16 protein-coding genes and 1 other annotated feature (1 of these 17 only partly in view) are annotated in these 14,597 nt (G+C 44.8%); of the genes, 7 read left to right on the top strand and 9 right to left on the bottom strand.

All coding sequences use genetic code 11. The features are described 5' to 3' along the window. Positions 1 to 13: 13 nt before the first annotated feature. The 6 genes from ABFC84_10990 to ABFC84_10965 form a co-directional block, all read right to left on the bottom strand. Positions 14 to 991, bottom strand: coding sequence for a dipeptide ABC transporter ATP-binding protein (locus ABFC84_10990; GenBank protein ID MEN6413264.1), 978 nt, complete (start codon positions 989 to 991; stop codon positions 14 to 16). Further along, positions 992 to 2,002 carry an ABC transporter ATP-binding protein gene (locus tag ABFC84_10985; protein ID MEN6413263.1) on the bottom strand — a complete coding sequence of 337 codons (1,011 nt, stop codon included), beginning with the start codon at positions 2,000 to 2,002 and terminating at the stop codon, positions 992 to 994. 14 nt (positions 2,003 to 2,016) lie between these two features. Further along, positions 2,017 to 2,931: an ABC transporter permease gene (locus ABFC84_10980; GenBank protein ID MEN6413262.1), complete on the bottom strand. Its 915-nt coding sequence runs from the start codon at positions 2,929 to 2,931 to the stop codon at positions 2,017 to 2,019. A 2-nt stretch (positions 2,932 to 2,933) separates the two neighbouring features. Further along, positions 2,934 to 3,866: an ABC transporter permease gene (locus ABFC84_10975; GenBank protein MEN6413261.1), complete on the bottom strand. Its 933-nt coding sequence runs from the start codon at positions 3,864 to 3,866 to the stop codon at positions 2,934 to 2,936. Positions 3,867 to 3,904: 38 nt separating this feature from the next. After that, the gene (locus tag ABFC84_10970; GenBank protein MEN6413260.1) at positions 3,905 to 5,506 is read right to left on the bottom strand and encodes a peptide ABC transporter substrate-binding protein; all 1,602 of its coding nucleotides are present in this window, start codon (positions 5,504 to 5,506) and stop codon (positions 3,905 to 3,907) included. 130 nt (positions 5,507 to 5,636) lie between these two features. Then, complete coding sequence (locus ABFC84_10965; protein MEN6413259.1) at positions 5,637 to 7,889, bottom strand: diguanylate cyclase; 2,253 nt, start codon at positions 7,887 to 7,889, stop codon at positions 5,637 to 5,639. 81 nt (positions 7,890 to 7,970) lie between these two features. Between ABFC84_10965 and ABFC84_10960 the strand changes: the two genes are divergently transcribed. Continuing rightward, entirely contained in the window at positions 7,971 to 8,207 is a 237-nt protein-coding gene (locus ABFC84_10960; GenBank protein MEN6413258.1) for a hypothetical protein, read from the top strand. 110 nt (positions 8,208 to 8,317) lie between these two features. Beyond that, the gene (locus ABFC84_10955) at positions 8,318 to 8,704 is read left to right on the top strand and encodes a DUF1540 domain-containing protein (protein ID MEN6413257.1); all 387 of its coding nucleotides are present in this window, start codon (positions 8,318 to 8,320) and stop codon (positions 8,702 to 8,704) included. Between the two features lie 183 nt (positions 8,705 to 8,887). On the opposite strand, the gene ABFC84_10950 is transcribed toward ABFC84_10955, so the two are convergent. Then, positions 8,888 to 9,103 (bottom strand): DUF896 domain-containing protein, encoded by a 216-nt coding sequence (locus ABFC84_10950; protein MEN6413256.1) that lies wholly within the window; start codon positions 9,101 to 9,103, stop codon positions 8,888 to 8,890. A gap of 238 nt (positions 9,104 to 9,341) precedes the next feature. On the opposite strand from ABFC84_10950, the gene ABFC84_10945 reads away from it, so the two are divergent. Genes ABFC84_10945 through ABFC84_10930 form a run of 4 tightly spaced genes read left to right on the top strand, consistent with a single transcriptional unit; the run spans position 9,342 to position 12,214 of the window. Beyond that, positions 9,342 to 9,611: an ACT domain-containing protein gene (locus tag ABFC84_10945; protein MEN6413255.1), complete on the top strand. Its 270-nt coding sequence runs from the start codon at positions 9,342 to 9,344 to the stop codon at positions 9,609 to 9,611. 37 nt (positions 9,612 to 9,648) lie between these two features. Continuing rightward, positions 9,649 to 11,007 carry a PFL family protein gene (locus tag ABFC84_10940; GenBank protein MEN6413254.1) on the top strand — a complete coding sequence of 453 codons (1,359 nt, stop codon included), beginning with the start codon at positions 9,649 to 9,651 and terminating at the stop codon, positions 11,005 to 11,007. A gap of 41 nt (positions 11,008 to 11,048) precedes the next feature. Next, positions 11,049 to 11,699 (top strand): endonuclease III, encoded by a 651-nt coding sequence (gene nth, locus ABFC84_10935; GenBank protein MEN6413253.1) that lies wholly within the window; start codon positions 11,049 to 11,051, stop codon positions 11,697 to 11,699. Positions 11,700 to 11,758: 59 nt separating this feature from the next. After that, positions 11,759 to 12,214 carry an N-acetyltransferase gene (locus tag ABFC84_10930; GenBank protein MEN6413252.1) on the top strand — a complete coding sequence of 152 codons (456 nt, stop codon included), beginning with the start codon at positions 11,759 to 11,761 and terminating at the stop codon, positions 12,212 to 12,214. Between the two features lie 59 nt (positions 12,215 to 12,273). Here the strand turns inward: ABFC84_10930 and ABFC84_10925 are convergent, their stop codons facing one another. Beyond that, positions 12,274 to 12,948, bottom strand: coding sequence for a metal-dependent hydrolase (locus ABFC84_10925; GenBank protein MEN6413251.1), 675 nt, complete (start codon positions 12,946 to 12,948; stop codon positions 12,274 to 12,276). Positions 12,949 to 13,187: 239 nt separating this feature from the next. Here ABFC84_10925 and ABFC84_10920 point away from each other — a divergent pair, with 239 nt between their 5' ends. Then, positions 13,188 to 13,412: a hypothetical protein gene (locus tag ABFC84_10920; protein ID MEN6413250.1), complete on the top strand. Its 225-nt coding sequence runs from the start codon at positions 13,188 to 13,190 to the stop codon at positions 13,410 to 13,412. Between the two features lie 18 nt (positions 13,413 to 13,430). On the opposite strand, the gene ABFC84_10915 is transcribed toward ABFC84_10920, so the two are convergent. Beyond that, a complete protein-coding gene (locus ABFC84_10915; GenBank protein MEN6413249.1) occupies positions 13,431 to 14,276 on the bottom strand; it encodes a 3D domain-containing protein in 846 nt (281 codons plus the stop codon). Between the two features lie 175 nt (positions 14,277 to 14,451). After that, positions 14,452 to 14,597: a binding site (T-box leader), on the top strand; it runs 112 nt beyond the window's last position.

The raw sequence follows: 14,597 nt of genomic DNA, 5'->3' as shown, positions 1-14,597 counted from the left end.
GGCAAAACAGGGCTTACAGCTGATGACAAGCCGCATAATGACCGGGGAAAACGGTCCGGAAGGCGGGCACTGTTTCTGCACATCGCGGCATGGCATATTGGCAGCGGGTGCGGAACTTACAGCCGCTGGGAGGGTAAAGCGGGCTTGGCAGATCACCGTGAAGCAAAATCCGCTGCCGTTTAGACTCCAGAAGTGGATCAGGCAGGGGAATGGAAGAAAGCAAGGCTTGGGTGTAAGGATGCCGAGGATGCTGGTATAAATCCTGGCATGGCGACAACTCCACAATGGAGCCGAGATACATGACTGCCACACGGCTGCTGATATGCTTGATCATTGCCAGATCGTGAGCAATAAATAAATACGTCAAGCCTAAGTCAGTTTGTAATTGCTGTAATAGATTTACAATTTGAGCTTGTATGGAAACATCCAAGGCTGAAATGGGTTCATCGCAGATGATAAATTCCGGGTTAACGGCTAACGCCCGGGCAATACCAATACGCTGACGCTGACCACCGCTGAATTCATGGGGAAATCTTCCGGCCTGTTCCGGGCTTAATCCCACCTGCTGCAGCAATTGGCCGATCTTTTGCCGGCGATTATCGCCAGATAATGATTGGTGAATGGTCAATGGTTCGCCAATAATCTCTCCTACCGTCATTCGCGGATTCAGGGAGGAAAATGGATCCTGAAAGATCATTTGAATTTTACGGCGTACAATCATCTTTCCCCTGCTGTTTAGCTGTTGGTGCAGATTTTGTCCTTTAAAGAGGGCCTGACCGGCGGAAGGTTTGTATAATCCGGCTAATATGCGGCCTAAGGTTGATTTCCCACAGCCGGTTTCTCCCACTAATCCTAAAGTTTCACCTGACTGGATGTGAAAGCTAACGTTGTCGACGGCCTTTACTGTTGCCAGTGATTTGCCGAAAAAGCTGCGTTTGACAACAAAATGTTTGCTAAGGTTTCGGGTTTCGATTAAAGGAGGTTCAGGCATTCAGGCACCTTCTTTCGCCCATAAAGTAATCGGGTCATAGGGAGATTGTTCGTGCGTCAGCCAGCAGCGGCAAAAATGGTCAGGTTCTGCCGTCAACAGTGGCGGCGTTTCCTTGCATATGTCCATAGTAAAAGGACAACGTGGGGCGAATCGGCAGCCGGCAGGCTGAGATAGTAGATTAGGCGGTTGTCCGGCAATGGAGTATAAGGATTGGCGGCTGCTGTCCAGACTGGGAACGGATTGCAGCAATCCCCAAGTGTAGGGATGATAGGGAGCTCGGTATAGTTCGCCAACCGACGCGGATTCGACAATTTGTCCGGCATACATCACCAATACCCGCTGACAGAGACCGGCAACAATACCTAAATCATGCGTAATCAGAAGAATGGCGGTGGAGAATCGGGTATTTAAGGATTTTAACAAATCGGCGATTTGAGCTTGGATTGTGACATCAAGGGCGGTAGTTGGTTCATCGGCGATCAGAATGCGGGGATTGCACATGAGAGCCATGGCGATGACTACCCGCTGACGCATTCCACCGCTTAATTGATGGGGGAACTGGTTCATCCGGGTTTCCGGGTCGGAAATGCCGACAGAACGCAAGATATCCACGGCACGACTCCGGGCCTGGTCAATCTTGACAGGGTAATGCAGCATCAAGCCTTCTATCAATTGTAATCCGATGGAAAGTACCGGATTTAGCGCGGTCATGGGATCTTGAAATATCATGCTGATTTCGTTGCCGCGCAGCTTTTGCAGCTTATTTTCACTAAGGGTAAAAAGATTTTCATCCTCAAGTTTTACCGCACCGTTAGTGATTTGTCCCGGCGGCGAAGGAATCAGCCCCATGATAGCATTGGCGGTTACACTTTTGCCGCAGCCTGATTCACCGACGATACCTAGAATTTCGCCCGCTTGCAGTGCGAAGTTTATATCGGAAACGGCGTGGACAGTTCCGGCATAGGTATGGAAGACTACAGTAAGGTGTTCTACGGATAATAGGGGAGTCAATTTTATAGGCCTCCTTATTTGCGCATACGTGGATCCAGAGCATCCCGCAGTCCGTCGCCTAAAAAGTTAAAAGACAATATGGTCAGACAAATAGCAAGTCCTGGGAAAAATAACTGAAAGGGGTAGGAACGAAGACTGGTTACACCTTCGGAGGCCATCACGCCCCAACTGGCCATCGGGGCAGCAACACCAAGGCCAATAAAACTTAAAAAGGCTTCGGTAAAGATGGCCTCCGGGATGGCAAGGGTCATTGTTACGATGATTGGTCCCATGATATTGGGGATCAGGTGACGAAGAATAATTCGCCGGGAAGTGGCGCCGGTGACTTTGGCTGCCAAGACGTATTCAAGATTTTTCAATGCTAAAACCTGACCACGGACGATACGCGCCATTTGCAGCCAATAGACAAGGCCTAGGGCGATAAAAATGCTTTTTAATCCAGGGCCTAAAACAACCATCAGGAGTATAACGTAGAGGAGCAAAGGAATCCCATAAAGTATATCAATGATTCGCATCAGTACACTGTCGATCCAGCTCCCGGAGTATCCGGCAATACCGCCATAGACTACGCCGATGAGCAGGTTAAACAAACTGGCGACGAGGCCGATTGACAGAGAAATTCTGGCTCCGTATAAGAGCCTTGTCAGCAAATCTCTCCCCAAGTTATCCGTGCCAAACCAATGAGCCGCAGAAGGCGGTTGGTTGGCAGCTTCCAACTGTTGCTCTGAATAGGAATAGGGGGAGAGCAGCGGTCCGCCCAGAGCTAATAGAGCAATTATTATTATTAATCCTCCCCCAATCATTGCCATGGTATTTGTTTTTAACCGCCTCCAGGCATCCTGCCAGTAGGAAATTCCAGGCTGGGAAGACAGGACATCGGTGGTTTCATTGTATTTATTTCGCCGGAATAAATCAGGCGATATTTCCATTATTAGTCCTCCTTGCTGCTATTTAAGCTCATTCTGGGGTCTAAGAACGCATAGGAAATATCTACCAGAAAATTCAGTAACACCAACAGTGCGCTATAAAAGACTGTGATTCCCAAAATTACAGTGTAGTCGCGGTTATAGATGCTTGTTACAAAGTGACGTCCTAATCCGGGAATGGAAAAAATGGTTTCGACAACAAAACTGCCGGTGAGTATTCCGGCGGTCAGCGGCCCCAGATAGGTGACAACCGGAATGACGGCGTTTTTTAAAGCATGGCGGTATACGATTGTAAAAGAGGACAATCCTTTTGCCCGGGCGGTACGAATATAGTCTTGGGCCATTACATCCAGCATACTGGAGCGCATTAACCGGGCGATGAAGGCAGTGGGAAGCCCTGCTAGGGCCAAGGCGGGAAGAATTCCGTATTCCGGTCCTTCCCAGAGAGCCGCCGGCAGCCAATCTAATTTTATGGCAAATAGATAGATGAGAACGGTTGCTAAAATAAAACTGGGAACGGAAATGCCAATGGTGGAAAAAAACATGGCCAGGTAATCCGGCCAACGATTCCGATGCAAGGCGGAGATGATTCCGGCGGGTATGCCGACAGCGAGGGAGATGAGGACAGCCGCAATTCCCAGTTCAGCTGATACAGGAAAACTTTCGGCTATAATATCATTCACGCTGCGAGCTTCGTATTTAAAAGAGGGTCCCAGGTCACCGGTCAGGACGTTGGTGAGATAATCGCCATATTGTTTCCATAAGGGATCATTCAGATGATAGCGTTCCTCGATATTTTTCAAAACAGAATCTGGCAGGCTTTTTTCGGTGGTAAAAGGGCCGCCGGGAATAGTGTGCATTAGCCAAAAGGTCATGGTAATAATTACAAATAGCACAACGCACAGCGAAACAATACGCCGGATGATGAATGGCAGCAAAGTAGAATCACACTCCTTTGGAATAGTAACCACAGATATTATTCCAGATAGGCCTCTTTGAAATAGGTAACTCCGAGAACGGAATGAGTATAGCCCTTGACATGGGGAGTTACCATGGTTAACTGGGTATAAAAATAGATGGGCGCAATCACTGCGTCATCCAGCAGCATTTTTTCCGCAGTGTGCAGGGCTTGCAGGCGAAGAGTCGGATTGGATGTTTTTTTGGCCAGAGTAATTAGTTTGTCATAGTCGGAATTTTTATATTGGGCGTCATTGTTGCCGCTATCCGATGTGAACATATCCAGAAAGGTCATCGGGTCGGCATAGTCACCGAGCCATCCATGCCGGGAAACCTGATAATCGCCTCTGTGGCGGGAAGAGAGGAATACTTTCCATTCCTGATTTACCAGGGACACATTTACTCCCAGATTTTTTCTCCACATTTCCTGAATCGCTTCGGCAACGGCTTTATGAGACTCACTGGTATTGTACAGCAGTGTGATGGGAGGAAGATTCTGTCCATCAGGATAGCCGGCAGATGATAGCAGCGTTTTTGCTGTTTCAACATCTTTGTCTTTCAGCAGGTCTCCGCCAACTAAGCGGAAATCATCATCGGCTTTTGCGTCGGGCAGGCCGAAAGGGACCCAGCCTAAGGCAGCTTTCTGTTGTCCCCGCACTACATTTTTGATAATTGCTTCCCGGTCGATGACCAGAGAAAAGGCTTTGCGTATTTTCGGATCGTCAAAAGGAGGTTTTGTTACATTAAAGCAATAAAAATAGGTGCCCAGATACGGGTGTATTTGCAGATGGTCTTCTTTTATAAGCCGGGAAATTTCTGAAATAGGGGGATTGTTTCCCATATCAATCAGACCATTTTCAAATAAGGCTAATTCGGTGGCGCTGTTTTCAGTCAAAATAAAGGTCAGCTTGTTCGACTTGACTTTTGCGGCATCCCAGTAATATTCGTTGCGTTCAAATTCGATTTTGCTGTTGTGGACCCATTTTGTCATTTTAAAAGGGCCGTTGCCAATAATGGTCTGAACCTTGGCGGCCCATTTTTCATTGCTTTGGGCTGTTGACCGATGTACCGGATAATAGGTATGAAAGGCCAGCAGGGATAAAAAGTAAGCAGTGGGTTTTTCTAAGGTTACTTCCAACGTGTGGTCGTCAATCGCCTTAACGCCGATTTGTTCTGCTGTTGCCAGACCTTTATTATAGGCCTCACCATTTTTTAGATAATATAATTGATAGGCATATCCACTGGCCAGATTCGGATCAAGGGCAGATCGCCAGGCAAAGACAAAATCCTTGGCTGTTACCGGGTCGCCGTTAGACCATTTTGCACTTTCCCGTAAGAAAAAGGTATATTTCATTTCGTCAGGTGATATATCCCATCGCTGTGCTGCAGCAGGAATTGGATGATCATAACGATCCAAGGCCGTTAATCCTTCAAAAATTTGCGCCTCAATTGTTGCTTCCGGGGATCCGGTAGATTTTCGGGGGTCCACTGTCTGCGGCTCCGCCCCCACAGAATAACGTAAGTGCTTGTCCATCGGTTTTCTGCCGCATCCGGCCAGTAATGTGGATAGGATGAAGATAGCGGCAACAGTAAGAAATACAAGTAAACGGTATTTGCCCACTGGGAGCTCCTCCTTGACGAAACGTATTTAAATAACTTTCCCTTCAGCGAATGGTTTTCCTGCTGCATAAGGCGATAATTATTGAATATGAAGCGGCGGAATAATATATAATTTTTTAAAATGTTATAGATTATTCAATTACCGATGTGGTTAACACCCGGTTGCGACCGGTTTGTTTTGCCTGATAAAGGGCTTTATCGGCAATGGCTATGATTTTTTCTGAGTCAGGCGCTGTTTGAATCAGATTGGGTTCATAAGTAGACACGCCTAAGCTGGCGGTGATTCGGGCACTGAAAGTGCCAAAATTGTCGGGGAATTGGCTGGCCTCGATTGTTTTTCGCAGTTTCTCGGCGATTGCTGTGGCTTCAGCACTGCTGCATTCCGGCAGGATGATACTGAATTCCTCACCGCCGTACCGGGCGGGAAGATCAATGCTGCGAACGGTATGATGCAGTATTTGGCCGATTTGAGCCAATAATTTATCGCCGGTTAAATGCCCGTACGTATCGTTATACATTTTGAATTTGTCAAGGTCAAGCATAATCAGGCTTAAGGGGCGTTTCAGGGAAGCAGCCCGGCGAAGTTCGGTTTTAAGAAACATATCAAAGTTGCGGCGGTTTGCCAATCCGGTCAGTCCGTCGGATAAGGCCATTGATTTGATTTGATTGTACAAATGCGCTTTTTCCAAACCCAATGCAATCTGCTGAGCCATGAGGGCGGCAAATGAGATGCGTTTTAAACGTTCCGGGGTAATGAACCGCTGCCATCCCAACAGTATGATACCTAATAAATTGTGATCAACAGCCAGGGGAAGAACCATAATATGCCTGGTTGCATTTTGGTCATACAATTCGGCCATAGGCGGAAAAATTTCAGCTGGGGCTGTTGCCGGTTTTAAACTGTTCACAATATTCGCCAATTGCGGATAGACGGAGAGCGTAAAGGAAGATAGTTCATAATCAAAATTAACAGTTGAGACAGTGGTGTAATAGCCGGAGGTATTTACAGCAAGAAAGCCAACACCAATATCGGCGTTTAGAGCTTCTACCGAATGTTCGGTACATTGTTCCATAATGGTTTGGGTGTCAATCGTAGCGGCTGCCGCCTGAGCAATTTTTGACAGAAATGTTTCCTCTTCCAGTCTCAATTTGGTTTCTTCATACAGCATGGCACTGACAATAGCGGCACCGGCATGGTGACCTAAGGCAGTTAATAAAAGAGCGTCCCGCTGGCTAAAAGCATTGGTATCGCTGGAATACGCTTCAATAAACCCGATAATTTGCCCATCATTGAGTAATGGTGCGCAAATGCTGGAATTAATGCTGGAAAAAATCAATTGTGGACGAAAAATTTCCGGATGACTTGACAAATCACTGATAAATTGGGCTTTGCCTTCATCAATGACTTGATTGCAAAGGCTTTGCGATATGGACAGACATTTGGGCGGAGTGTTAATTCCGTAAGTGGCTACTACCTGGAGGGTTGACTGGTCGTTGCTGAGAATAGTGATAAGACTTTGACGGGCATGCATCATATCGGCTACCATATCGGCAATGGCATCCAGGGTATCTTTCAAATTGAGCTGGGAGGAAATAATCGTACCGATTTTAGCCAGAATATCTTCTACGAGGTTGCGCTGCTTTTCGGACTCGTTATATAGTTTTGCGTTATTCGATGCTAAGTTTTCCAATTGCTCTTTTAATTTTATCAAATGCTCATAAGGACTTCGAATTACAAGATCAAATATAGTTCTCAATACGTAATAGTAGGCGATGATTTTAAATATGTGAGCGGGAACAGAAAGTTCGATTATTGAATGAATACTGATAATAAAACATAGATTAGTGATAATATCAAAAAGAAGGGCAAGCTGAAGATATTGGCGTGATACATAGTTAGCTGAGTTGCGGCGCAGAATATATAAGGTGATAAGTTCGAAGGCTATGGCGATACTTATGGACCAATACACAAAAGGATGATCATAACGGTCAATATTGATGAAAGGCCAATTATTACCCCCAAAAACAGCGTTAACTGCAATTCCGCCAATTAGCAGCAAACTGGTGTAAATGAATATTTTACAGTTACCGCTAAAGAAGCAGGATGGCAAACAAATAGCATACAGGAAAGTGCAGGCGAGGATGAGTCGGGCCGCGATCCAGTAAGCGATCCAACTATAATCAGGTGAGTTTATCTGTAGTGCGAATATTTCGGTATACGTCATTAAACGGGCTAAATCAAGCAGACTGGTTGCTAATATGGCTAAGCTGGTTATTTTTATTTTGTAATTATTGTTGGCAATACCACCTTGCCAGGCCATAAAAAAAGCCATAATTCCCAGCATGATGCTGACAAGGTCTGATGTATTATAAATAGTTAACATTTCAACACCTCATGGTAAGTTGTTTTGTTATATCATATGCCACAAAACAACAGTAGTTCACAATCATTTTGGAGTGATAATGTGGAAAAAGTTTGCCCGATTTGCAATGCTTTGGCGGAAGTAGATGAGAAATGTCCGCTCTGTGGTAATCGCCTTGCAGATGGCGGATCACTGCAAAATTATCTCGGCTCATATAGTCCTTATGTTGAAAGCAGTACCATTCAGCTTGACATAAGTGAACATTATTGTGTGCATCTTTTGGTCTGTGAAAATTGTCACTATGATACCAGGATGGCTTGGAAACTGATTGATGTCTAAATCCGGATATAAAATGAATTTTGCGTTCATACTATACACGAAAAAGGGTTAGCTTGTGTTCAGCAGGCTTTTTCGAACAGGTGGAAAGAAAAATTTAGGGGGCTGAAAAAATGTCAACCAATCCAATGGTAAAATGTACAGTCGATCAGTGTACACATTATATGCCGGGAGAACAGTGCATGGCTGCCAAAATCAGCATTTACAACGATGAGACAAAGGGAGAGTCTCAATCTGCGGCAGATACTCAGTGCAAGGCCTTTCATCATCGTAAGACGGCTGGCGATATCGTGGGGGCTTTTCATAATTCCAATATTGGCGGAATGGTTTCGGCTGCATTTTTGGAAGGAACACAAGTGACTCCAGTCGTGGAATGCTTCGTTAACAACTGCAGCCATTGGAATACAGGCAATGTTTGTCATGCTTCTCAAATAGAAGTTAACGGATCGAATGCTTCCAAATCTCTTGATACAGATTGTGAAACTTTCGAGGAACGATAATAAGAAAAGACTTGGTTTTTGCCAAGTCCGTTAGGACGACGGCAGAAGCCGCCTGTGCCCCGAGGGGTATAGTCGTTTTTATGTCTATCAGAAAGTATTCTACCATCTATACTTTATGATAGACGAGCAAAAAAGCCGATGGCATTCGCCATCGGCTTTTAAACTGTATTTTGGATGTGACTTTTATAAACTGCGTTTACTGTTTCTCGCGCAGGTGCATTCCGGGGAAGAGGCATTCGGCTCTGCCGTATCTATATAGCTTTTGACCTGCGCTTTAATATTGTCGATAAAAAGCCGGCGCAACTGAGCTTGATCTATTTTTTCAGAGTCGCTTAAAATACCTTCCCGTTGCTTTTTAGCAAGCGCGTTAATTCTTGCAATGATTTCCGGAGTAATCAAAATTTTCCCTCGCTTTCATCGAATGGTTTTATTAGAAAATGCTAGCAGATTCTTTTTCTTATGTCAATGAAGGCAAATATAGCGGGAAATGGTGAAATATGTTGAAAATGTCGGAGACTTATGAGGCCTTTTATGCAAGCTATGCAGGAAAATCGGGAATTATCGCGAACTATACGGGCTATAACAAAATATGAAATTTGGACAAACTACCAACGATATCAAAATGGAGAGTGATAGTATGAAAGTAGTTATTACAATTGTTGGGCAGGATCGAGTGGGGATTATTGCTATGGTGAGCAATATTTTAGCGGAAAGTAATGTTAACATTTTAAATATCAATCAAAATATTGTTGACGGTTTTTTTAATATGGTAATGATTGCCGATATGACGGAAGGCAGCATTCGGTTAACGGAGCTACAGAAAATATTGCGGCAAAAAGGGGAAGAAATAAGCCTGGATATTAAAGTTCAGCACGAAGATATTTTTAAAATAATGCACCAGATATAGGAGATTACAGACAAGCAGGTCACATGAGGAGGATCTTATGTTAACAATACATGATATCATGGAAACCAATCGTATGATTGAGGAAAATAAACTGGATGTGCGAACCATCACTTTGGGGATTAGTTTGCGTGATTGCGCTCATCCTGATATTACGGTGTTTTGCCGGAATATTTATGATAAAATTACCAGGGCAGCGGAAAAACTTGTACGGACAGGGGAGGATATTGAAGCCGAGTATGGGATACCCATCATCAATAAGCGCATATCGGTAACTCCCATTGCAATTGCGGCGGAAAGCTGCCATGGGGATAGCTTTGTTCCAGTGGCCGAAGCGCTTGATGCCGCAGCTAAGACGGTGGGGGTAAACTTTATCGGCGGTTTTTCCGCTTTGGTGGAAAAAGGCTATACTAAGGGTGATAGAATTTTAATTCGTTCCATACCGGAAGCTCTGGCTAAGACGGAGCGGGTCTGTTCTTCCGTTAATCTGGCTTCTACTAAAACCGGCATCAACATGGATTGTGTGAAGGAAATGGGCGAAATTATTATAAAAACGGCTCAGCTTACTGCTGACCAAGATGCCTTAGGATGTGCCAAATTGGTGGTTTTTGCCAATGTCCCCCAGGATAATCCTTTTATGGCAGGCGCATTTCACGGGGTAGGTGAACCGGAGCAAGCTATTAACGTTGGCGTTAGTGGACCAGGTGTAGTGAAACGAGCATTGGAAGATGTTAAAGGCTGCGATTTCAGCAGGGTAGCAGAAACGATTAAGAAAACAGCTTTCAAAATTACCAGAGTAGGGCAACTGGTGGCGCAAGAGGCTTCTCGCCGTATGGGAGTACCTTTTGGCATCATAGACCTCTCTCTGGCTCCGACTCCGGCAGTAGGGGATAGCGTAGCTTATATATTGGAAGAAATGGGGCTGGAAAGCTGTGGTGCACCAGGTACTACAGCAGCATTGGCCTTATTAAACGATGCGGTTAAGAAAGGCGGTTTGATGGCTTCATCTCACGTAGGGGGGTTAAGCGGGGCTTTCATTCCTGTTAGTGAAGACGCGGGAATGATTGCTGCTGTGGAACGCGGCAGTCTGACATTGGAAAAATTGGAAGCAATGACTTGCGTGTGTTCCGTTGGACTGGATATGATCGCTGTTCCTGGCGATACTACATCATCCACTATTTCTGCCATTATTGCTGACGAAGCGGCAATCGGGATGATTAACAATAAAACGACTGCAGTGCGTATTATACCGGTGCCGGGGAAAAAGATAGGAGATCGGGTGGAGTTTGGCGGTTTACTGGGATATAGTCCCATTCTGCCGGTGAATCAGTTTAAGTCCGATGCTTTTATTGCTCGGGGCGGAAGAATTCCAGCGCCTATACGCAGCTTAACCAATTAATACTGACAATAGAGAAAGATAGAGGATTCAAGGAGGCTGACGTGCGGATAACAAAAGCAGTAAAAGGGAAAATGCTAGGCATTTTAGAAGAGCATTATAAGGAATCGACTACGGCACTCCAATACTCTTCTTCCTTTGAGTTTTTAATTGCTGTAGTTTTGTCGGCTCAATGCACTGATGCCAGAGTTAACATGGTTACGGCCCGGTTATTTCCCCTTTATAATACTCCTGAGAAGATCTTGGCTATGGGGCAGGGAAAGCTGGAAGAATACATCCGGGACTGCGGTTTGTTTCATAGCAAGGCCCGAAACATTTTGGCTACTTGCGAAATACTTTGCCGCCAATATAATGGCAATGTGCCGGAAAATTTTGGACAATTAATTCAATTGCCGGGAGTCGGACGCAAAACGGCGAATGTTTTGTTAAGCCAATTATTTAATACTCCGGCTATTGCAGTCGATACTCACGTTTTTCGGGTAGCCAATCGTTTACAGTTGGCTACTGGAAAAACACCGGAAGTGGTAGAGAAGGGCTTAATGAAAGTAATTCCCCGCTCCAAATGGGGGAATGCTCATCATTGGCTGATATGGCATGGCCGAAAAATTTGCAAGGCTCGGCGACCGGATTGTCAGCATTGTCCGTTGGCGTCGTTATGCCCAAGTATATTTATTCCAGCAGATGATTTGTTGTAATTCTAATTGCATAAATACTATTTTTTAACGTACAATTATTCAAGAGGAGGGGGATTAGGATGATTTATCGTAAGGCGATGTTTAAAGATGTGGAAGCTGTCCACAAGTTAATTAATGACTATGCGGAGAAGGGTCTGATGTTATCAAGATCCCGCAATGTATTGTATGAAACATTGCGAGATCTTGTAGTAGCGGAAGATGGCGGAATAGTAGTCGGTGTGGGCAGTTTGCATCTTGTTTGGGATGAATTAGCCGAAATCCGTGCCATGGCGGTTGCTCCTCATCTGACCAAATCTGGCATTGGCCGCACAATTGTAGAAGCATTAGTTGGCGAAGCAGAAGCATTAGGAACGAAAAATCTGTTTACACTTACTTATCAGCCAGGTTTTTTTGCTAAACTGGGATTTCAGGAAGTTCCCAAAGAACAGTTGCACCATAAAGTCTGGAAGGAATGTATCAATTGTGCTAAGTTTCCTAATTGTGATGAAATAGCAATGACCAGGAAGATAGGGTAAGAAGCAGTCTTACGAACCAAGGCAGTCCGATCCTGCAGGATGCGGGCTGCCTTTATTGTTTATTCTCCGATATGGATTGAATCACCGGGAGTGATAATATGTACCGTGGTGTTGAATCTCTTTTCCACATCGTTCTTAAATTTTTCCGGGGACTGAGCAATCAGCGGCCAAGTATTGTAGTGGATAGGAATCACTGTTTTGGGGTGAAGCATTCCTACCGCTTCCGCAGCATCGTCAGGGCCCATAGTGTAGTTGTCACCAATTGGCAGCAGAGCATAATCTATTTTTTGCTGGCGGCCAATAAGGGTCATGTCACTGAATAAACCGGTATCGCCGGCAAAATATAGAATCGTATTGGCAAAATGGACAATAAAGCCGCAGGCATGACCGCCTTCGACACCGGCTCCATGTAAAGCGGGTGTTAGCTTGACTACTCCAAAATCAAAACAATGTTTTCCTCCCAAATGCATTCCGTGGGTTTTACAGCCTTGATTACTACACAAGTGAGCGACTTCTGCTGTAGAAATAATTGTGGCACCGCAGCGCTTCGCAATACTGACAGCATCACCCAAATGATCGGAATGGGCGTGGGAAAGTAAGATATAGTCGCAGTTGATTTCACCGGGCTGAGCAATTTGAAAAGGATTGTCGGCCAAAAAAGGATCAAAAAGTAAAGATATATTGCTATTGTTGACTTGGAAACACGAATGGCCGAAGAATTTTAAGGTACTCATCATAAACAGCCTCCCCTTAATGATTTCAAAATTTTTTAAATACCTTTTTATCCAGTATACTCCAGAAACGGGGAAGATGGGTAGATGATTTTGTAAAGCAGCAGTCGAAGATGGTTTTAGAATTAGTTGACGGAGAACTAATTTTTTATAAATTACAGAAGGAATATTTTGGTATTTTAACGAACGTATCTAAATAAGAGGGAAAATGCTAGATGGGCTTGGCAATATGGGAGGACGTTATGGTCATAGAAGTACATTTGTATAATACGCTAAAAAGGCATGTGCCTTCCAGTTCCAGCGGTGCTGTTACAGTGGATGTAGAGGATGATATTAGTATTGCGGAACTGTTGAATGAAATGGAGATTGAAGCTGCTGAGATACAGTTAATCATGGTGAATGGTAAAAAAAGTAAACTAGAGTATCGGCTGTATGATGGAGACAGAGTCAGCCTTTTTTCCAACTAATTCAGGGCGTTTGCAGTCTTAGGCTTCGTTAGGCTTATCCAGAATGTATACTTTTACCTGTTGGATGCCAAAATCTTCTGCTTCACCTACAGACCATTTTGCGATGTCAATACGGTTCCCTTTAATGGCACCGCCGGTATCTTCTGCTGTTGCATAGGTACCATGGCCATCAGGATACTGGATATATACGCGGGAGCCCAGGGGAATAATTTTGGGATCCACGGCAATTATACCAGGACGAACTTCAGTACCGCTATAGGTCTTGCTGCCCCACTGTTCATTATCGTGAGGGCCCGGCGCATAAGCGGTTGCCGTAATATCCAATACGTCTTTGTAGTTAGTTGGAGTATTCTCGGATGCAGCAGGATTTTCTTTGCTGCTATTATTTTTTGATTCCGCTGGCGGAGTGCTTTTTTTAGTTGTTTTTTCAACTGGTGATGCAGCTATATCGTCAGCCTTGTCAGGATTGTTGTTAACTTTAGTGGGAGTGTTTGTATTGTCTTCTGCCTTTTGTCTGGTTTGCCTATTGTTTTCAGCTTGTTGCTGCTTTTGTGGCGAAGAGTTGTTTTTAGGTTGCTTAAAATCAGATTTCTGCGGTGTTGGGGATTTTGACTGAAGGGGTATTTCTTGGGAAACGGTACGAGAATTTTCCTGCTCCGGCTCGCTTGCCCGGGTTGTATTTGCCGCTTTTTGTAATGTGCGACTGCTGGCCGCTGCTTTTACCGGTGAAGCATGAGCAGTGGCGGCAGGCAAACCTGGTAATATGGTGGCTGACATGAGAGCCGCTCCAGCAACAGCGATGGCGAGGCGTTTCCATTTTCGACTAAAATGCTTATAATGTTTATGGGGATATTTATGTTTCATTTCGAGTGGCCTCCTTTTTGAGGTGCTTATACCTAGTGTTTGCAAAAGGATAGTTTGCATGCCAGACATGTTAAGGATTATTTGGCAATTATTGTTTTGCTTAACAATGATTGATTCCATTTAGATATTGACAATTAATCATTGCTTTGTTATAGTATTGCTAATACTACAGTATATAAATACGATGAGCAGGAGAAGTAAGTCAGAGGCATTTAGCAGAGAGCCGGGGGGTGGTGCGACCCGGTGAATGTACTGGCTGAAATACGCCTGTGAGTAGCAGGTCGAAAGGCTAACCGAGTAGACTGTGCCGGAGTGCCACCG

This window comes from Veillonellales bacterium, from assembly GCA_039680175.1.
Lineage (GTDB): Bacteria > Bacillota > Negativicutes > JAAYSF01 > JAAYSF01 > JBDKTO01.
The sequence above is the reverse complement of the archived record's forward strand: the minus strand, read 5'-3'. Positions and strand labels throughout refer to the sequence as shown.